Here is a 19,892-nt window from a genome sequence, read left to right as displayed (position 1 = left end):
TGTACTTTCGCACTCCACCCCCCCCCCCCCCCCCGGCTGGCCACACACCACCCCCCCCCCCCCCCCGGGGGCCCCCCCCCGGGGGGGGGCCCCCCACGCCACATTCGTCAGCCCACCCTGCCCGCGCCCGCCGCCGCCAACCCACTCGCCCGCGTTGATCAAGAGGTTTCGGTCAAATTCCCGCCCGATCCCGACCAAAACCTCTTGATCACCGCGCCCTGGTCAGCGAGGCGGACCAGGGTGTGACCGAGCCGGAACCGGAGCCGGGCGAAGTGGGGTGAGGGTTGGTGATCAAGAGGTTTTGGTCGGATTTTGGGTTGATCCTGACCAAAACCTCTTGATCAACACGGCTGGGGGGACCGGCGGGCCGCCGGGGAGGGCGAGCGGGTCCCCGAGGGCTAGCGGTGGGGTGGGGGGCCTACGGATTGGCGGGACACCAGGGAGGGGGCGATGGTTTCCCGGAGGGCGCCGCCGCTGTCGGACTCGATCTGCGCCAGCAGCATCTCCAGGCTGGCCCGCGCCACCGCGACGAAGTCCGGCCGGACGGTGGTCAGCGGTGGGATGAAGTACGCCGCCTCCGGCACGTCGTCGAAGCCGACCACGCTGATGTCGTCCGGCACCCGGCGGCCGTGCTCGTGCAGGGCCCGCAACACTCCCAGGGCCAGGTGGTCGTTGGCGGTGAAGACCGCAGTCACGTCCGGCATCCGGGCGAGCATCTGCCCACACCGGTAACCGGCCGCCGCCGACCAGTCCGCCGGCACCAGCGGCGGGATCTCGACCCCCGCCGCCAGCAGGGCCGTCCGCCAGCCCTCGATCCGGCCGGCGCTGTCGAACCAGTCGGAGGGCCCGGACACATGCCACACCGTACGGTGACCGGCCTCCAGCAGATGCTGGGTCGCGGCTCGGGCTCCGGCGGCCTGGTCCACCGTCACCAGCGGCATCGGCCGACGCGGATCCCCGTCGACCGTGACCAGCGGCACGTCGTGGGGCAGGCGTTCCAGTGCCTCGCCGGCCGACTCCACCGGGGCGATCACCACGATGCCGGCGACCCGGTGCGCCAGGTGCCGCTCGACGACCGCGGAGATGGACCGGTGGTCCAGGTCGCTGACGCTGCCCACACTGACCGCGAAGCCGGCCTCCGCGGCGGTCTGTTCCAAGGCGGCCAGCAGTGACGCCGGCCCGTAGAGGGTGGTGTTCTGCGCGACGACACCGATCACCTGAGAGCGACCGGTGACCAGCGCACGCGCCGCCCGGTTCGGCCGGTAGCCCAGCTCGGCTATTGCCGCCTGGACCCGCAGCCGGGTCTGTTCCCGCACGTTGGGGTGGCCGTTGAGCACTCGCGAAACCGTCTGGTGGGAGACGCCAGCGAGGCGAGCCACGTCCGTCATCGCAGGATCGCGTACGGCCATCTCACACTCCCGCATGCCCGTGGGTCGCCGCGACCCGTCGACGCTGACCGAAGCGGCTTTGATTCACGATCCTCTCGCGGCGCCCACGCCGACCCGTGCCAGCCGGGGTGGTTTTCGCTAGATCACGCACAGTCTACGACAGCAGGGACATCAATCGCCGACAGGTCAGTCGCCCAGGACGGATATCTCATCTCCGATCAGTAAACGGGGTTTTCGATCGCCCTGATCAATGGCGGCCTCCGCGCGAAGGATGCGGGCCGCATCCACGCAGCGTGCGGGTGGCGCCCTGGTGTGGGCGCCACCCGCACGTCACCGGTGCCCGGTGGTCGGCGTTGCCGGAGGAGAACGCCGTACCCAGTCCGAGAGCGGTGTGTTGAGCGAGGTCAGGGGGTGGCCAGCTCGAAGCGTCGCACCGTCACCGCACCTCCCAGGGCCTGGGTGGCGTGGTTGAAGATGGCGAACCGGTACCCCATGAAGAAGGTCCAGTTGTTGTTGAGGGTCAGGGCGTTGCCCAACGAGACGAAGTTGACCCCGTCGGTGCTGTACGAGAAGCGGGCCTGCCGACCCGATCCCGGCCTGATGTCGGCGTTGGCCCGCAACCAGATCCGCCCGCCGGAGACCGCCGCACCGGCGATCTCGCTGCCGGTGCTGGTGGTGTCCCAGTTGCTGTTCATGGTCAGTCCGTTGGTCATGACCACCCGGGTCTGCCCGTTGTCGCGGCGGACCCCGATCCAGGCCGAGGAGTCCCGCAGCATGGCCAGTCCGGTGCGGTCACCGTCGCGCATGGTGGAGTAGTCGAGCTCGACGGTCGCCGTGGAGGTCGGCCCCTGGATGCGGTGGGTGATCGTGTTCCGGGCCTGGTAGAGGTCGTTGGTGACCGTGGCGGTCTGCAGGCGCAGTCCGTTGTTCACCGACCAGCGGCTGTTGTCCGGGTTGTGGTTCCACTCCCACTGCGGGCCCAGGGTGGTGCCGGCGAAGGTGTCCACCCCGGTGAGGGGCTTGACCGGGCGCAGCGGCAGCGGGTTGGGGTAGTTGACCCCCCAGGCGCCGTTGACGGTCTGCACCTGGGGCCAACCGTCGGCGGTCCAGTTGATCGGGGCCAGGGTCGGCATCCGCCCGCCCGGGTAGGCGTCGGTGAAGGCCATGTAGTACCAGGCGCCGTTCGGGGTCTGCACCAGGCCACCCTGGTGGGGTACGCCGCCGCCGGCGATCGGGCCCTGCATGTTGAGCAGCACCTGCCGCTGCTCGTACGGGCCGAAGGGTCCGTTTGTGGACTTCAGCACGTACTGGCCGTTGGCGGGGCGGGTCAACCAGATGTAGTAGGCCCCGTTGCGCTTGTAGAACCGGGCGCCTTCCAGGGTGCCGATGCTCGACGGGGTCTGGTAGACCTGCTGGGCGCGTACCTGGCTGCGCCCGTCGGCGGAGAGCTGCGCGACACTGATCGTGCCGTTGCCGTACGCGACGTACATCGTGTCGTTGTCGTCGATGAGCATGCCGGCGTCGTAGTAGCAGGGCAGGGTGGCGTGCCGGGTCCAGGCGCCGTCGACGGCCTTGGCGGTGTAGATGTGGGTCTGGGCGAAGTTGATGCACCCGGCCCAGTAGTACGTCTGGTTGCTCGGCCGGTAGCTCAGGGTGGAGGCCCAGATGCCCTCCACGTACGCCTGTTGCCCGGGGGGCAGGTCGTACTTGGTGCCGAAGTCCAGCCGGGGCACGGAGTGCCCGGCGAACTCCCAGTTCACCAGGTCCCAGGAGCGCAGGATCGGCGCGCCGGGCGAGTAGTGCATCGTCGAGGCGGTCATGTAGTAGACGTCGCCCACCCGGATCACCTCGACGTCGGCGAAGTCCTGCCAGACCACCGGATTGGTGAAGTTGCCACCGGTGGGCGGCGGGGTCGTCGGCCCGGGGGTGGGCCCGTCGCCGATCCGGACCAGTTGCCACTGCTGGTTGGTGCCGTTCCAGTCGTCGTACTGGACGATGTTGCCGCCGTCGGCGGTCGAGGCGTTCTGCACCTCCAGCACCCGGTTCGAGTTCCGGTTGATCAACCGCACGTACCCGCCGGCCGAGTCGGCCAGCCGGAACTGCTGGTTGGTCCCGTTGTGGTCGGCCCACTGCACGATCGAGGCGCCGTTGGCGGTCGAGAAGTTGTAGACGTCGAGCACCTTGCCGGAGTGCCGCGACTTGAGCCGGTAGTAGCCGCCACCGGAGTCGACGAACTGCCACTGCTGCTGGTTTCCGTCGTTACGCGACCACTGGGTGATCCGCGCCCCGTCGTTGGTGGCCAGGTTGTAGACGTCCAGGGCCTTGCCGCTGTTGCGGTTGACCAACACGTACCAGGCGTTGGTGTCCACCGTCGCCGCCGAGGCCGGTGTCGCCGCCACCGCCACCACGGTGCCGCCGACCATCACCGCCGCCGCCACCGCCGCCCACATCCGCGACCACCACCCACGCCGGCGCGGCGCGGGTCCTGAGACCTCGCCAATGGCAACCATGATCCTCCTTCGAATGACAAGCCGTACGACCGGGACGGCCTGCACTGCGGCGAGCGTCATGGTGATCTCCAGCAGCGCATGTGATCGTTAACATGACACCCGGTGCCCAGGGGATGACATGAGATCGGCTACTGAGGAGAGACGCGCAGCGGCCCGGACAGCCGCAGATATCGTCCGCCGTCACTATCGACTGTGAGCGATAACACCGCGTTAGTCAAGACGAAACATGCGCCGCAGCGGTGGAGAGCGGGTGCCGCGAAGAAGGCCCGGACGGAAGGCGCCGGGGCAGCCGCGACCGAGGCGTACGGCCACGGTGGCGACGGGTCCCGCCGCGAGCGGCAGGACCCGTCGCACTCCCGGTCAGAAACCCCGGGCGAGGCGGTAGTAGGCCTGGTTCCAGCGCAGTTCGTTGGCGAAGCGTCGCGGCTCGGTGTCCGCGTCGATGACGACCAGTTCGGTACGGGCCATCTCGGCGAGGTCGTGCAGTTCCTCCACCCCGACGCCCTGAGACAGCACGGTGTGGTGCGGAGCCCCTGCGGTGATCCAGGCCTCGGCCGAGCCGGCCAGGTGCGGGCGGGGCCGCCAGACGGCCCGCGCCACCGGCAGCCGGGGCAGCGGCTGCGGCGGTGGCACCACGTCGACCTCGTTGGCGACCAGCCGGAACCGCTCCCCCATGTCCGCCAGACCGAGCACCACGGCCGGTCCCGGTTCGGCGTCGAAGACCAGGCGGACCGGGTCCTCCCGGCCACCGATGCTCAACGGGTGGATCTCGACGTTCGGCACCCCGGCCGCGATCGTCGGGCACACCTCCAGCATGTGCGCCCCGAGGATCAGCTCCTGGCCCGGGGTGAGGTCGTAGGTGTAGTCCTCCATGAAGGAGGTGCCACCCTGCGCGCCGACCGCCATCGCCTTGACGGTGCGCACCAGCACGGAGGTCTTCCAGTCACCCTCGCCACCGAAGCCGTACCCGTCGGCCATCAGCCGCTGCACCGCGATGCCGGGCAGTTGCCGCAGACCGCCGAGGTCCTCGAAGTTCGTGGTGAAGGCGCGGAAGCCGCCGGCCTCCAGGAAGGTACGCAACCCGAGTTCGATCCGGGCGGCGTAGCGCAGCGAGTCGTGCCGGTCGCCGCCGGGGCGCAACTGCGCGGCGACCCGGAAGGTGTCGTCGTACTCCTTGACCAGGTCGTCGATCTGGGCCTCGGCGACCTGGTCGACCACGGCGACCAGGTCGTTGACCCCGTAGGTGTTGACCGAGACGCCGAAGCGCAACTCGGCCTCGACCTTGTCCCCCTCGGTCACCGCGACGTCGCGCATGTTGTCGCCGAAGCGGGCCAGGCGCAGCGAACGCATCGCCGACCAGCCGATCGCCGCCCGGGTCCAGGCGCCGACCCGGGAGACCACCCGGGGATCGCTGACATGCCCGGCCACCGTCTTACGGGCCACCCCGAGCCGGGTCTGGATGAACCCGAACTCCCGGTCGCCGTGGGCGGCCTGGTTGAGGTTCATGAAGTCCATGTCGATCTCGTGCCATGGCAGCTGGACGTTGGCCTGCGTGTGCAGGTGCAACAGCGGGGTACGCAGCGCGTCCAGGCCGGTGATCCACATTTTCGCCGGGGAGAAGGTGTGCATCCAGGCGATGACCCCGACCGCCCCCTGCACACCGGCTTCCTGGCAGACCTTCAGGATGTCGGCGCTTGTGGTCAGGACCGGCTTCCAGACCACCCGGGCGGGGATGTGCGGCGAATCGTCGAGCAGGGCGGCGATCTGACGGGACTGCTCGGCCACCTGGCGGAGGGTGTCCTCGCCGTACATCGCCTGGCTTCCGGTGAGGAACCAGACCTCGGGTTCAGGTTGTGCTGCCATGGGGGTTGCCTTCCGCGAGAGGGGCGGTCACTTGTAGCGGATGCCGATGAGGCGCTGGAACAGGATGAAGGCGAAGAGCAGACCTCCGATCACGATCTTGGTCCACCAGGAGTTGAGGCTGCCGTCGAAGGTGATCAGGGTCTGGATCACGCCGAGCACCAGCACGCCGAGCACGGTGCCGAAGACGTAGCCTGCTCCTCCGGTCAGGACCGTACCGCCGATCACCACCGCCGCGATCACGTCGAGTTCCATGCCGACCGCGATCAGTGGCGCCCCGGACAGGGTATAGAAGGACAGCAGGATCCCGCCGATCGCCGAGCAGAGCCCGCTGATGGTGTAGACCCCGATCCGGGTACGCCCCACCGGCAGCCCCATCAACAGGGCCGACTGGGGGTTGCCGCCGATGGCGTACACGTTGCGCCCCAACCGGGTGTACGCCAGCACGTACGCGGCGATCAGCACGACCGCGAAGGCGATCAGGACGCTGACCGAGACGAAGCTGCCTCGGGGATCTCCGATCCGGTGCTGCGCCATCGTGGTCCAGAACCCGTCGGTGATCCGGATCGAGGAGTCACTGATGAAGGTGCACATGCCCCGGGCGAAGAACATCCCGGCCAGGGTCACGATGAACGGCTGGATGTCGAAGAAGTGGATCGCACAACCCATCAGGAACCCGAGGGTCGGCCCGATGAGCAGGGCGATGATCAGCACCAGCAACGCCGGCAGGCCGGACTGGAGCAACCAGGCCGAGACCATCGCGGTCATCGCGACCACCGAGCCGACCGACAGGTCGATGCCGCCGGTGAGGATCACGAAGGTCATCCCGACCGCGACCACGAGCAGGAAACCGTTATCGATGAAGACGTTGAAGATGACCTGGATGTTCGAGAAGGCCCGGTACTGGGACACCCCGATGCCGTACATGACCAGCAGCAGGGCGAGGGTGACCAGCACCGGCACGTGGCGCCGGGGCAGCCGGGCGCGACTCGGGCCGGTGGTCAGCGAGGTCGTGGTCACGCCGTCACCTCTTCCTTCTGACGCTGCGGCGTCGGGGCCGGCGGGGGTGGGGTACCTCGCTTGCGTCGACCGAGCTTGGCGCGGAAGGCCGGTGCCTGGATCAGGCAGACCGCGATGACGACCACCGCCTTGAACAACAGGGCCGTCTGCGGGGAGATGTTCATGGCGTACACCGTGGTGGTGAGGGTCTGGATGATCAGCGCACCGAGGATGGTGCCGCTGAGGTAGAACCGGCCGCCGGCCAGCGAGGTGCCGCCGATGACGACCGCGAGGATCGCGTCGAGCTCCACCCAGAGACCGGCGTTGTTGCCGTCGGCGCTGGAGACGTTCGCGGTCATCATGAAGCCGGCGACGGCGGCACACGCCGCGCTGACCACGTAGACCAGGAAGACCATCCGGGCCGACCGGATGCCGGCCAGTCGGCTGGCCTCGCGGTTACCGCCCACCGACTCGATGATCATGCCCAGGGCGGTACGCCGAGTCAGCGCCGCGATGAGCAGGGCCGCGCCCAGCGCGATGAAGATCGCCAGGGGCAGGGTCAGGAAGTGACCCAGCCCGATCGCCCGGTAGTGCCCCGAGTTGATGGTGATGATCTGCCCCTCGGTGACCAGCTGGGCCAGACCCCGGCCCGCCACCATGAGGATGAGGGTGGCGATGATCGGCTGAATGCCGATCACGGAGACCAGCACCCCGTTCCAGGCGCCGAGTACGAGTGCGGCACCCAGGGCCATGGCCAGCGCGGTGAACACGGTGGCCATGCTGTTCTGATCCGGTGCCTGACTGATGTGCAGGCAGGCGATGGCGCCGCTGATGGCGCAGATCGAGCCGACCGACAGGTCGATACCGCCGGTGGAGATGACCAGGGTCATGCCCAGCCCGACCAGGATCAGCGGGGCGCTCAACCGGAGGATGTCGATCGGGGTGCCGTAGAGGTGCCCGTTGTTGACCTCGACGGCCAGGAAGCCGGGACGGTAGACGGTGTTCGCGGCCAGCATCACCACGAGGACCATCACCGGCCAGAACAGCCGGTGTGTCGCCATCGACCTGAGACGCTCGTTCACTGCTTCGCCTCCTGCTTGATCGATCCGCTGGCGATGGTCTGCATGATCCGCTCGGCGTCCAGGGTGTCGTCGTTGTCGAGCTGGGCGACCATCTCCCGGTCCCGCATCACCACGACCTTGTGGCTCAGCCGCAGCACCTCCTCCAACTCGGCGGAGATGAACAGCACGGCCATGCCACCGTCGGAGAGCTGCACGACGAGCTTCTGGATCTCGGCCTTGGCGCCGATGTCGATGCCGCGGGTCGGCTCGTCCAGGATGAGCAGGCGGGGCTCGGTGATCAGCCAGCGGGCCAGCAGGACCTTCTGCTGGTTGCCACCGGACAGGTTGCGTACCGGCAGGTCAGGGTTGGCGGGACGGATGCTCAACGCCTTGATGTACTGCTCGACCAGCTCATCCTGGCGGCGCCGCGGGATCGGGCGCAGCCAGCCCCGGGCCGCCTGCATCGCCAGGATCATGTTCTCCCGGACGGTCAGGTCGGGGATGATCCCCTCCGCGCGGCGGTTCTCCGAGCAGAAGCCGATGCCCTGCTCGATGGCCTGCACCGGGTTGCGCAGGCTGGTCGGCTTGCCGTTGACCGTCACCTCGCCGTGGTCGGCCCGGTCCGCGCCGAAGAACAGCCTCGCCGACTCGGTCCGCCCGGAGCCGAGCAGACCGGCCAGGCCGACCACCTCACCGGGATGGATGGTCAGGCTGAAGGGGGCCACCGCGCCCTTGCGGCCCAACTCGGAGACCGCGACGAAGGGGGTGCCGCCCTCCAGGGCCGCCAACTCCCGCCGGGGCTGCTCCTCGAGCCGTTCCAGGACGTCGAGTTCCTTGCCGATCATCTTCTCGACCAGGGCCAGCTGCGGCAGCTCCCCGATCGGGTACTCACCCACCAGGGTGCCGTTGCGCAGCACGGTGATCCGGTCGGCGATGCCATACACCTGGTCGAGGAAGTGGGTCACGAACAGGATCGCGATCCCCTCGTCGCGCAACTGACGCATGATGCGGAACAGTTGCGCCACCTCGTCGGCGTCCAGGCTGGAGGTCGGCTCGTCGAGGATCAGCACCCGGGCCTGTACGTCGATGGCGCGGGCAATGGCGACCATCTGCTGCACCGCCAGCGAGTAGCTGGCCACCGGGGCGGTGACGTCGATGTCCAGATCCAGGCGGGCCAGCAGTTGCCGGGCCCGTCGGCGCACCTCACCCCAGCGGACGGCGCCGAGGCGACGGGGCTCCCGCCCGATGAAGATGTTCTCCGCCACCGAGAGGTTCGGGCAGAGGTTGACCTCCTGGTAGACCGTGCTCACCCCGGCGGCGGAGGCCTGCATCGGGCCGGAGAAGGCCACCTGCTCGTCGCCCAGGGTGATGGTGCCCTCGTCGATGCCGTAGACCCCGGTCAACACCTTGATCAGGGTCGACTTGCCGGCACCGTTCTCGCCCATCAGGGCGTGCACCTCGCCGGGAAAGAGCCGGAAGTCGACATTGTGGAGTGCGCGCACTCCGGGAAAGGACTTACTGATCCCGGTCATCGTCAGGACCGGACGGCTATCCGTCATCCCATCAGGCCTTCTTCTGGGTTCGTGTCGTTTCGGGGGCTACGGCCTTCCCGTGACGTCCGCCCGACCGACCCTGAGGGGTCGGCCGGGCGGACGTGGCACCGGAGGTGTCGTGCCGCCGGTCCGTCGGGGAAGCGGGTGACGCGGCGGGGCCGCCACCAGTCAGTGTGGCGACCCCGGGCGTCGATCAGTACTTGCGGTTGGGCAGAGCCTCCTTGGCCTGCTCCTGGGTGAAGGTGGTCTCCTCGGTCTCGATCCGCGGCGGCACCTCTTCACCCGCGTGGATCTTCTTGGCCAGGTCCATCAGCTGTGGGCCGAGCAGCGGGCTGCACTCCGCGATGAAGTTGAACTTGCCGTCGGCCAGGGCCTGCATGCCGTCCTTCACCGCGTCGATGGTGATGATGGTGATGTCCTTGCCCGGCTCCTTGCCGGCCGCGGTGATCGCCTCGAGAGCGCCCAGACCCATGTCGTCGTTGTGCGCGAAGAGCACGTCGATCTTCGGGTGGGCCTTGAGGAACTGCTCCATGACCTGCTTGCCACCGGCGCGGGTGAAGTCACCCGACTGGGAGGCGATGACCTTGAGCTTGGGGTCGGCCGCGATCGCCTCGGCGAAGCCCTTCTTGCGGTCGTTGGCCGGGGCCGAGCCGGTGGTGCCCTGAAGCTCGACGATGTTCACGTCACCGGTCGCGTCCTTGGAGTTCTCGACCAGCCACTCCCCCGACAACCGGCCTTCCTTGACGAAGTCCGAGCCGAGGAAGGTCTTGTACAGCGACTTGTCGGCCGAGTCCACCGCGCGGTCGGTCAGGATGACCGGGATGCCGGCGTCCTTGGCCTCCTTGAGCACGGTGTCCCAGCCCGACTCCACTACCGGCGAGAAGGCGATCACGTCGACCTTCTGCTGGATGTAGTTGCGGATGGCCTTGATCTGGTTCTCCTGCTTCTGCTGGGCATCGTCGAACTTCAGGTCGATGCCCGCCTCGGCAGCCGCCTCCTTGATGGAGTTGGTGTTGGCCGTCCGCCAGCCGCTCTCCGCGCCGACCTGGGAGAAGCCCATGACGATCTTGTCGTCGCCGCTTCCTCCTCCGTCGGTTCCGGTGTCGCTGTTGCCGCAGGCTGCCATGCCGCCGGCCAGAAGCACGGCGGCCAGCGCCGCGACTGCGCGCCGAGGCGCGAGGGACATTCGCATGTTTCTCATCGGATCTCCTCGGGTGGGGTGCGGGTTCCACGCCGCCGGCCGAGGCAGGCGGGTGGCGTACTTGTGGTGTGGTGTCTGTGCGCGGGTGCGCGTACTAGGTCGCGACCCGGATGGGCCGCGACCCGGTCAGGTGTTCGCCGCCGGCGTGGGACGCTGGCCGTAGACGTTCTGGTAGCGGTCGTAGAGGGCGTCGACATCGGCCTGGGCCATCGGCACCGGCTGCCCCAGCGCCCGGGCCAGGTGCGCGGTTCGCGCCACGTCCTCGCACATCACCGCGGCCTTGACCGCGGCCCGGGCGGTACGCCCGATGGTGAAGACCCCGTGGTTGCGCATCAGCACCGCGGGCGAACGGTGCCCGGTCAGGGTGCTGACGATGCCCTTGCCGATGTCGTCCCCGCCGATCAGGGCGAAGGGGCCCACCGGGATCTCCCCGCCGAACTCGTCGGCCTGAGCGGTCAGCCAGCAGGGGATCGCCTCGCCCCGAGCCGCCCAGGCGGTCGCGTACGTGCTGTGGGTGTGCACCACCCCGCCGACCTCCGGCATGGCCCGGTAGACGTAGGCGTGCGCGGCCGTGTCACTCGACGGCGACAGATCACCCTCGACCGGCATCCCGTCCAGGTCACACAGCACCATGTTGTCGGCGGACAGGTCGTCGTAGTCCACCCCGCTCGGCTTGATGATCATCAGGTCCCGCCCGGGTACCCGGGCGGAGACGTTGCCGGCCGTCCAGGCCACCAGCCCGTAGCGGGTCAGCTCACCGTGCAGCCGAGCCACCGTCTCCCGCAACTCACGCTCGATCATGCGACCACCTCCAGCGCGGTCTCGTTCGTCGACCCAGCCGACCCGGCGGCCGCGTTCCGAATCGCCCGCAGGCGCAGCATCACGTCGTTGACGCCGCGACCGAAGTGGTCGTGCAGGGTGCGGTACTCGGCGTAGAGGGCGTCGTAGGCGCGTACCCGGTCGGGGTCGGGGCGGTAGACCGCCGCGCTGATCCGGCCCATCGCCTGCGAGGCCTCGTGGATCGAGGGGTACGCCCCGGCGGCCACCGCGGCGTGGATGGCCGAGCCGAGGGCCGGCCCCTGCGCGGAGCCGATGATGCCCAGCGGCCGGTTGGCGACATCGGCGTAGATCTGCATCAACAACTCGTTCGAGGTGAGTCCCCCGGCGATCACCAGATCGTCGACGCGCACCCCGGCCTCGACGAAGGCCTCGATGATCATGCGGGTGCCGTACGCCGTAGCCTCCAGCAGCGCCCGGTAGACGTCCTCCGGGCGGGTGGCCAGGGTCAGGCCGACGATCATCCCGCTGAGGTCGTGGTTGACCAGCAGGGAACGGTTGCCGTTCCACCAGTCCAGCGCCACCAGACCGTGGGCGCCGACCGGCTGGGCGGCGGCCAGTTCGGTGAGCCGCTCGTGGGAGGCGACCCCGGCCGGGGCGGCGTGCTTGACGAACCAGCCGAAGATGTCCCCGACCCCGCTCTGACCGGCCTCGTAGCCCCAGGCGCCGGCGCTGATGCCACCGTCGACCACCCCGCACATCCCGGCCACCTCGGCCGGGTGCGCGCCGTTGACCACGTGGCAGGTGGAGGTGCCCATGATCGCCACCAGCCGGCCCGGCGCGAGGGCCTGCGCGGCGGCGGCGGTGACGTGCGCGTCGACATTGCCGACGGCCACCGCGATCCCCTGCGGCAGGCCGGTCCAGGCGGCGGCCTGCGCGGTCAGCTCGCCGGCCTTGCCGGCCAACGGCATCAGCGGACCGTCCAGCTTGGCCACGAAATCGCCGAAGTCGGGGTTCAGGGCGGTCAGGTAGTCCGTCGAGGGGTACTGACCGTCCTGCATGATGCCCTTGTAGCCGGCCGTGCAGACGTTGCGGGTCTCGACGCCGCACAACTGCCAGACGATCCAGTCGGCGGCCTCGATGAAGCGCTCGGCCCGCCAGTAGACCTCCGGGTCCTCCTCCAGCAGCTGCAACCCCTTGGCGAACTGCCACTCGGCGGAGATCTTGCCGCCGTAGCGGCCGATCCAGGGCTCACCGCGTTCGTGGGCCAGGGCGTTGATCCGGTCGGCGTGCGGCTGAGCCGCGTGGTGCTTCCAGAGCTTCACCCAGGCATGTGGACGCTGCCGCAGATCCGGCAGCTCGCACAGCGGGGTGCCGTCGGCGAGGGTCGGCAGGACCGTACAGGCGGTGAAGTCGATGCCGATGCCGACCACCTGGCGTGGATCCACCCCGGCGGCGGCGACGGCCGCCGGTACGGCGTGGCGCAGCACGTCGCGGTAGTCCTGTGGGTCCTGCAGGGCCCAGTCGGGGGGCAGGGGCGGACCACCGTCGGGCAGTGTGGACTCGATGACGGCGTTGCGGTACTCGTGCACCGCCGTCCCCAGCTCGGCACCGTCGCGTACGCGGACCACCAGGGCCCGCCCCGACAGGGTCCCGTAGTCGACGCCGACGACATACCGGTCGCCGACTTCGTCCACACCACTCATGCTCACCTCCGGCCGATGACGGACCTCAGTGTTAACGCTCACATCCGGCATCGTCAAGACACCCTCCGGCAACAGCTCCGTAACGGAGTGCGGACCCCGTCGTGACCACCCAACGCGGGTCGACCCGACACCTGCACCACCCCACCTTGCGACATCCGCGGGGTCCAGCGCCAGAGGTACGACCCCGCCAGCCGTCGATCATTGCATCCACACCGGTCGACGCCTGCCGCGACGACTCCGACCACCCCCAGCGGACGGATCACCCCGCCGCCCCGATCCCCGACGGCGCCATCGTCGGCACCACCCGAACGACACGCATCCCCGGCGAGCCCTTCGCCGGCCCACCCGACACCCTCGCCGAGGCGCCACGACCGATCTTCACGGCGGCCATATGAGCGTTAACATCCTTCGATCGCAGGTGCAGCTGAGTGGATCAGGCCGAGCAGCTCTACCGCACCACCCCGGATAGCCGCACCAACGCATACCTGAATCGCTCCCACGTGGGGATTCACCAATTGCAAGGCGGGTCACCGTCTTTTGATCAAGCAGTGATCCGGCTTCTGCCGGACATCGACGACGATTTACATAGCTGGATGTCAGCGATAACATCCAGACATCGGAGGGCCCCTGTCCGGGAAAACCACCACCGTCACCGCCGGCGTCGCGGCACGACACCCGGCTGACTCGATCTCTGGGCGCCGGCGTCCCCGCCACGGGCGGCGGCACTTTCGACCATCTGACCGTGAGCAGGCCATGCCTGCCCGCGCCCACCCGACGAACCATCTGGGCCGCCCGACGACCCGCGGTCGGTGCTCCATGACCGACACCCACCCGTCCCTGTCCCGAGGAGGATCGAATGCGCGCACGACCACGATGGTTGGCCGTTCTGAGTGTGCTGGTGCTGACACTCACCACGGTTGTCGTCGGCGGGTTCCACACACCGAAACCCGCGCAGGCGCTCAACAACGGGGTGGCCCGTACCCCACCGATGGGGTGGAACACCTGGAACACCTTCGGGTGCAACATCAACGAGACCCTGATCCGGCAGATGGCCGATGCGATCGTCAACACCGGGATGCGCGATCTCGGCTACAAGTACGTCGTCGTCGACGACTGCTGGTTCGATCCCAACCGCGACGCCCAGGGCAACCTCCAGGCTCATGCGGGACGTTTTCCCAGCGGCATGAAGGCCCTCGGCGACTACCTGCACTCCCGGGGCCTGCTCTTCGGCCTCTACCAGGTGCCCCGGGAGAAGACCTGCGCGCAGTACTTCGGCGCCTGGCCCGGCTCCACCGGCAGCCTCGGCCACGAGTACCAGGACGCCCGGCAGTTCGCCGCCTGGGGGGTGGACTTCCTCAAGTACGACTGGTGCTCGCCCTGGGGCACCATCAACGACCAGATAGCCGGGTTCTCGCTGATGCGTGACGCCCTGGCGGCCACCGGTCGGCCCATCGTCTACAGCATCAACTCGAACAGCATCCACGAGAAGACCGGCCCCCTGCGCAACTGGGGGGACATCGCCAACATGTGGCGGACCACGGAGGACATCACCAACGCCTGGAACACCGGTCAGACCAACGGCTACCCGATGGGCATCCAGAACATCGTCAACGTCAACGTGCCGATCGCCTCGTACGCCTCGCCGGGCTCCTTCAACGACCCGGACATGCTCGTGGTCGGCAACGGCGGCATGACGGACACGGAGATGCGCAGCCACTTCGCCCTCTGGGCGATCATGGCGGCACCGCTGATCGCGGGCAACGACATCCGCAACGCCAACGCCGCGACGTTGGACATCCTGCGCAACCAGAACCTGGTGGCGATCAACCAGGACCCCCTGGCGCTACAGGCCGTGCAGGTCTCCCACGACGGCACCCGCCGGGTGCTGGCCAAGCGGCTGGCCAACGGGGACGTGGCCGTGGCCCTGTTCAACCAGGGCAACTCCACCACCACGGTGTCCACCACCGCGGCGGCCATCGGCAAGTCCGGCAACTCGTTCACCCTCCGCGACGCCTGGACCAACACCACCTCGACCAGCACCGGGACGATCTCGGCCAGCGTGCCGGCGCACGGCACGGTGGTCTACCGGGTCAGTGGCGGCGGTACGACCACTCCCCCGCCCCCGCCGACCACCTTCCGGCTACGCAGTGAGTCGGCCGGCCGCTGCCTGGACGTCAACAACAGCGGCACCGCCAACGGCACCGCGACATTGATCTGGGACTGCCACACCGCCAGTAACCAGAGCTTCACCCAGAACGGTCAGGCCCTCCAGGTGCTCGGCAAGTGCCTGGACATCTCCCCGACCGCCACCCCCGGTACCCCGGTGCAGATCTGGGACTGCAACGGCGGCACGAACCAACAGTGGACGTTCAACGGCAACGGCACCGTCAGCAACGTCCGCTCCCCCAACCTCTGCCTGGACGTCAACAACAACGGCACCGCCAACGGCACCCCCGTCATCGTCTGGACCTGCCACACCGCCCCCAACCAACGCTGGACCCGCACCTAACAGCCCACCCACCCCCACCCCTCTCCCCGTCGATCATGCACTTCTGGTCGCCGATATGCCGGTATTCACACCGTTCGTCGGGACAGAAAGTGCAAGATCGGCGGGGAGTGGGGCGGGGGTACGTCAAGGTGTGCGGCGGGCGTCACCGACTCGCGCCGGCCCGGCGCTTGTTGTAGACGTCGAAGGCGACCGCGACCAGCAGCACCAGGCCCTTGACCACCGACTGCGTCGACTGCTCGATCCCCATCAACTGCATACCGTTGCTCATCACGGCCATGATCAGGCCACCCACCATGGCACCCACCACGGTACCCACCCCACCGGTGACGGCCGCTCCGCCGATGAAGGCCGCCGCGATCGCGTCCAGCTCGAACATGTTGCCCGCGGCCGGCTGCGCGCTGTTGGAACGCGAGGAGAAGATGATCCCGGCCACCGCGGACAGGAAGCCCATGTTGACGAAGATCCAGAAGTTGACGGTGCGGACCTTCACCCCGGACAGCATCGCCGCCGGCAGGTTGCCGCCGATCGCGTAGACCTGCCGACCGAAGACGGTACGTCGGGTGAGCAGCCCGTAGACCAGCACCAGCACGGCCAGGATGATCAGTACGATGGGCAGGCCCCGGGCGTTGGCCAACTGCCAGGCGAACCACATGACCACGGCACCGACCAGGACCATCCGCGCGACGAACAGCGCGAAGGACTCCACCGGCTGCTGGTAGCGGATCCGCGCCACCCGGGTGCGTAGGCCGCTCACCACGTACCCGGCCACCGCTATGCCGCCGATGAGCAGGGTGAAGGCGTCGTAGCCGTCGCCGCCGATGAGTCCGTTGAGGAAGCCGGCCGCGATCTGGTTGTACTCGGCCGGGAAGGGCGACAGGGAGACGTTCTCCAGCACCCGCAGGGTCAGACCCCGGAACAGCAGCATGCCGGCCAGGGTCACGATGAAGGCCGGGATGCCGACGTACGCGACCCAGAAGCCGTGCCAGGCGCCGACCGCCAGCCCGACCGCCACCGCCGCCAACACCCCGACCCACCAGGGTTGCCCCTGCCGAATGATGACCACGGCGCTGACCGCTCCGGTCAGCGCCACCACGGAGCCCACCGACAGGTCGATGTGCCCGCCGATGATCACGATGACCATGCCGATGGCGAGCACGAGGATGTACGAGTACTGAAGGACGATGTTCGTGATGTTGCCCGGACTCAGCGAGACACCCTCGGTGAGGACGGCGAAGAGGGCGACGATGACGACAAGCGCCGCGAAGATGCCGCTCTGCCGCAGATTGTTCATGATCAGGGCGCGCGGGTCGCTGCTGCCGACGTGCAGTACGGCGGCGGGAGTGCCCTCGGCCGACCCGCCCTTGTGGACCGAGGAGGGCTTGGTGCTGGTCATCAGACGGATTCCTTGTCCCTCGCCATGAGTTCCATGAGCTTCTCCTGGGTCGCTTCGGCGGCCGGCAGTACGCCGGTGATCCGACCCGCCGACAGGGTGTAGATGCGGTCGCACATGCCCAGCAGTTCCGGCAACTCGGAGGAGATCATGACGACCGCCTTACCCTCGGCGACCAGCCGGTTGATGATCGTGTAGATCTCGAACTTCGCCCCGACGTCGATGCCCCGGGTCGGCTCGTCCAGGATCAGCACGTCCGGATCGGTGAACAGCCACTTGGACAGGACGACCTTCTGCTGGTTGCCGCCGGAGAGCTTGCCCACCACGGACAGCACACTGGGGGCCTTGATGTTCATGTCCCGGCGGCTGTCCTCGGCCACCCGGGTCTCCTCGTTGTCGTGCACCCAGCCGGCCCGGGACAGCTTGCGCAGGCCCGCCGAGGAGACGTTGTGCCGTACGTCGTCGATGAGGTTGAGCCCGAAGCGCTTGCGGTCCTCGGTCGCGTACGCGATGCCGTTGCCGATCGCCTCGGCCACCGAACGCGCTCTGATCTCCATGCCGTGCAGGTACAGCCGACCGGAGATGTCCCGCCCGTAGGAGCGCCCGAAGACGCTCATCGCCAACTCGGTGCGGCCCGCCCCCATCAACCCGGCGATGCCGACCACCTCCCCGGCCCGTACGTTCAGGCTGGCCCGGTCGACCACGAGCCGGTCCTGGGTGGGGTGCCGGACGGTCCAGTCCTCGATGCGCAGCACCTCCGCACCCGGGGAGGAGACCCGGTCGGGATAGAAGCTGTCCAGGTCCCGGCCGACCATGTCCCGGATGATCTGCTCCTGGGTGACCTCGCCTGAGCCCATCTCCAGCCGCCGCACCGTCCGGCCGTCGCGCAGCACCGTGGTGGAGTCGGCGATGGCGGTGATCTCGTTCAGCTTGTGCGAGATCATGATGCAGGTGATGCCCTGGTCGCGCAGCCGACGCATCAGGTCCAGCAGGTGTGCCGAGTCGATGTCGTTGAGGGCGGCCGTCGGCTCGTCCAGGATCAGCAGCCTGACCTTCTTGGACAGCGCCTTGGCGATCTCGACCAGCTGCTGTTTGCCGACCCCGAGCTGCACCACCGGGGTGACCGGGTTCTCGCGCAGGCCGACCGAGGCCAGTAGTTCGGCCGCCTCGGCGTTGGTACGGTTCCAGTCGATCAGGCCGCCGCGGCCCCGGCGTTCGTTGCCGAGGAAGATGTTCTCGGCGATGGACAGGTACGGCACCAGGGCCAGTTCCTGGTGGATGATGACGATGCCGTGGGCCTCGCTGTCGCGGATGCCCCGGAAGTCCACCGGCTTGCCGTCGAGCAGGATCTCACCGGAGTAGCTGCCCGTGGGGTAGACCCCCGACAACACCTTCATCAGGGTGGACTTGCCGGCACCGTTCTCTCCGCAGATGGCGTGGATCTCGCCACGGCGTACCGCGAGGTTGACGTCCTGAAGCGCCGCCACCCCCGGGAAGGTCTTGGTGATGCGACGCATCTCGAGGATGTGGTCGTCCATGCTCACCCTCCTGCGGTCTCGATCAGGGTGCGGGCGAAGGGGTGCGGTGGTAAGCGATCCGGGCTCGGCGGCGAGTGCTCGCCGCCGAGCCCGGGGAGTACGCCGTCAGTCCTTGGCCTGGCCGGCGGCGACCTCCTCGGCGGTGAAGTAACCGGAGTCGATCAGGACCGGCTTGATGTCGTCGGAGAACACGGTCTGGATCGGCAACAGGTACGACGGCACCACCTTGACCCCGTTGTCGTAGGTCTCGGTGTCGTTGGCCTGCGGGGTCTTGTCCTGGAGGAAGGACTCCGCGGCGATCGCCGCCTGCTCGGCCAGCAGTCGGGTGTCCTTGAAGATGGTGGAGCCCTGCACCCCGTCGTTGATCAGTTTGACGGAGGCGATCTCGGCGTCCTGCCCGGTCACCACCGGCATGTCGTCGCGGTAGCCGGCGTTCTGGAGGGCGGTGATGATGCCGCGGGAGAGCCCGTCGTACGGCGAGAGCACCCCGTCGACCTTGCTGCCGTCGTTGTAGCTGGACGTCAGCAGGTCCTCCATCCGCTTCTGCGCACCTTCCTGCTGCCAGCGCAGGATCGCCACCTGATCGATCTTGTTCTGCCCGGACTTCACCTTCAGGGTGCCGGCGTCGATGAACGGCTTGAGGGTGTCCATCGCCCCGCCGAAGAAGTACTGGGTGTTGTTGTCGTCCAGCGAGCCGGCGAACAGTTCGATGTTGAACGGCCCGGTCGCCTCACCCTTGGCGCCGTCCTTGGTCTGCAGGCCCAGCCCGACCAGCAACGCGGTGGCCTGGGCCACCCCGACCTTGTAGTTGTCGAAGCTGACGTAGAAGTCAACATTGGGGCTGTCGCGGATGAGCCGGTCGTAGGAGATCACCGGGATCTTGGCGTCGGCCGCCGCCTGCAACTGCCCGCTCAGCGCGGTGCCGGCGATCGCCGCGATGATCAGCACGTCGGCCCCACGGGTGATCATCTGGTCGACCTGCTGCGACTGGGTGGGGATGTCGTCGCCGGCGTACTGAAGGTCGACCTTGTAGCCCTTGGCCTCCAGCTTCTCCTTGACGAAGTTGCCGTCGGCGATCCATCGTTCGGAGGTCTGGGTGGGCATCGAGACGCCGATGGTCAGATCACCGGGCTTGTCGCCGTCGTTACCGCTGCCGGCACCCTCACCACTGCACGCCGCCAGGCCCAGCACCAGCACGGCGCTACCGAGAGCGGCCAGGATTCTTCTACTCACTGGCTTCCCCAATCTGAACTCGCGCCGTCGCCCGGCTGCGTGGGTCGCACTTGGAGGCCAAGTGTTAGCGCTCACATCGACCAGGTCAACACCTGTTCTGAGATCCAGCGGTCACGGTCTCGTAACGTTCCCGCCACTCCCCCGATCGGCTGGGAAGCCGCAGGTGG

At 68.3% G+C, this 19,892-nt stretch carries 13 protein-coding genes; 1 reads left to right on the top strand and 12 read right to left on the bottom strand.

Annotation, left to right across the window (positions count from 1 at the left end; genetic code table 11):
• Positions 1–398: 398 nt before the first annotated feature.
• From ACLQ2T_RS16040 to araB, 9 genes are all read right to left on the bottom strand, one after another.
• On the bottom strand, positions 399–1,388 hold the full coding sequence (locus ACLQ2T_RS16040) for a LacI family DNA-binding transcriptional regulator (protein ID WP_425766955.1): 990 nt from the start codon (positions 1,386–1,388) through the stop codon (positions 399–401).
• A gap of 404 nt (positions 1,389–1,792) precedes the next feature.
• Complete coding sequence (locus ACLQ2T_RS16035) at positions 1,793–3,838, bottom strand: RICIN domain-containing protein (RefSeq protein WP_425766953.1); 2,046 nt, start codon at positions 3,836–3,838, stop codon at positions 1,793–1,795.
• Between the two features lie 420 nt (positions 3,839–4,258).
• On the bottom strand, positions 4,259–5,761 hold the full coding sequence (gene araA, locus ACLQ2T_RS16030) for an L-arabinose isomerase (RefSeq protein ID WP_425766952.1): 1,503 nt from the start codon (positions 5,759–5,761) through the stop codon (positions 4,259–4,261).
• 27 nt (positions 5,762–5,788) lie between these two features.
• Positions 5,789–6,778: a galactofuranose ABC transporter, permease protein YjfF gene (yjfF, locus tag ACLQ2T_RS16025; protein ID WP_425766951.1), complete on the bottom strand. Its 990-nt coding sequence runs from the start codon at positions 6,776–6,778 to the stop codon at positions 5,789–5,791.
• A complete protein-coding gene (locus ACLQ2T_RS16020; RefSeq protein WP_425766985.1) occupies positions 6,775–7,818 on the bottom strand; it encodes an ABC transporter permease in 1,044 nt (347 codons plus the stop codon). The genes yjfF and ACLQ2T_RS16020 overlap by 4 nt, the downstream gene beginning before the upstream one ends.
• 17 nt (positions 7,819–7,835) lie before the next feature.
• Positions 7,836–9,377, bottom strand: coding sequence for a sugar ABC transporter ATP-binding protein (locus tag ACLQ2T_RS16015; RefSeq protein ID WP_425766950.1), 1,542 nt, complete (start codon positions 9,375–9,377; stop codon positions 7,836–7,838).
• Between the two features lie 187 nt (positions 9,378–9,564).
• Entirely contained in the window at positions 9,565–10,572 is a 1,008-nt protein-coding gene (locus tag ACLQ2T_RS16010) for an ABC transporter substrate-binding protein (RefSeq protein WP_327026146.1), read from the bottom strand.
• A gap of 126 nt (positions 10,573–10,698) precedes the next feature.
• Positions 10,699–11,373 (bottom strand): L-ribulose-5-phosphate 4-epimerase, encoded by a 675-nt coding sequence (locus tag ACLQ2T_RS16005; protein WP_425766948.1) that lies wholly within the window; start codon positions 11,371–11,373, stop codon positions 10,699–10,701.
• Positions 11,370–13,055, bottom strand: a complete 1,686-nt coding sequence (araB, locus tag ACLQ2T_RS16000; protein ID WP_425766947.1) for a ribulokinase — start codon at positions 13,053–13,055, stop codon at positions 11,370–11,372. The genes ACLQ2T_RS16005 and araB overlap by 4 nt, the downstream gene beginning before the upstream one ends.
• 856 nt (positions 13,056–13,911) lie before the next feature.
• Between araB and ACLQ2T_RS15995 the strand changes: the two genes are divergently transcribed.
• Positions 13,912–15,564, top strand: a complete 1,653-nt coding sequence (locus tag ACLQ2T_RS15995; protein WP_425766945.1) for a glycoside hydrolase family 27 protein — start codon at positions 13,912–13,914, stop codon at positions 15,562–15,564.
• 142 nt (positions 15,565–15,706) lie between these two features.
• Here the strand turns inward: ACLQ2T_RS15995 and mmsB are convergent, their stop codons facing one another.
• The 3 genes from mmsB to chvE all read right to left on the bottom strand — a co-directional run bounded on the left by mmsB (position 15,707) and on the right by chvE (position 19,725).
• The gene (mmsB, locus tag ACLQ2T_RS15990; RefSeq protein ID WP_425766944.1) at positions 15,707–16,957 is read right to left on the bottom strand and encodes a multiple monosaccharide ABC transporter permease; all 1,251 of its coding nucleotides are present in this window, start codon (positions 16,955–16,957) and stop codon (positions 15,707–15,709) included.
• A complete protein-coding gene (gene mmsA, locus ACLQ2T_RS15985; protein ID WP_425766943.1) occupies positions 16,957–18,492 on the bottom strand; it encodes a multiple monosaccharide ABC transporter ATP-binding protein in 1,536 nt (511 codons plus the stop codon). The genes mmsB and mmsA overlap by 1 nt, the downstream gene beginning before the upstream one ends.
• Positions 18,493–18,597: 105 nt before the next feature.
• Positions 18,598–19,725, bottom strand: a complete 1,128-nt coding sequence (chvE, locus tag ACLQ2T_RS15980) for a multiple monosaccharide ABC transporter substrate-binding protein (protein ID WP_425766942.1) — start codon at positions 19,723–19,725, stop codon at positions 18,598–18,600.
• Positions 19,726–19,892 lie beyond the last annotated feature (167 nt).

The sequence above is a fragment of the Micromonospora sp. DT229 genome, from assembly GCF_049844505.1.
In the GTDB taxonomy this organism is placed as follows: domain Bacteria; phylum Actinomycetota; class Actinomycetes; order Mycobacteriales; family Micromonosporaceae; genus Micromonospora.
This window is presented reverse-complemented; position numbering and strand designations above follow the sequence as displayed.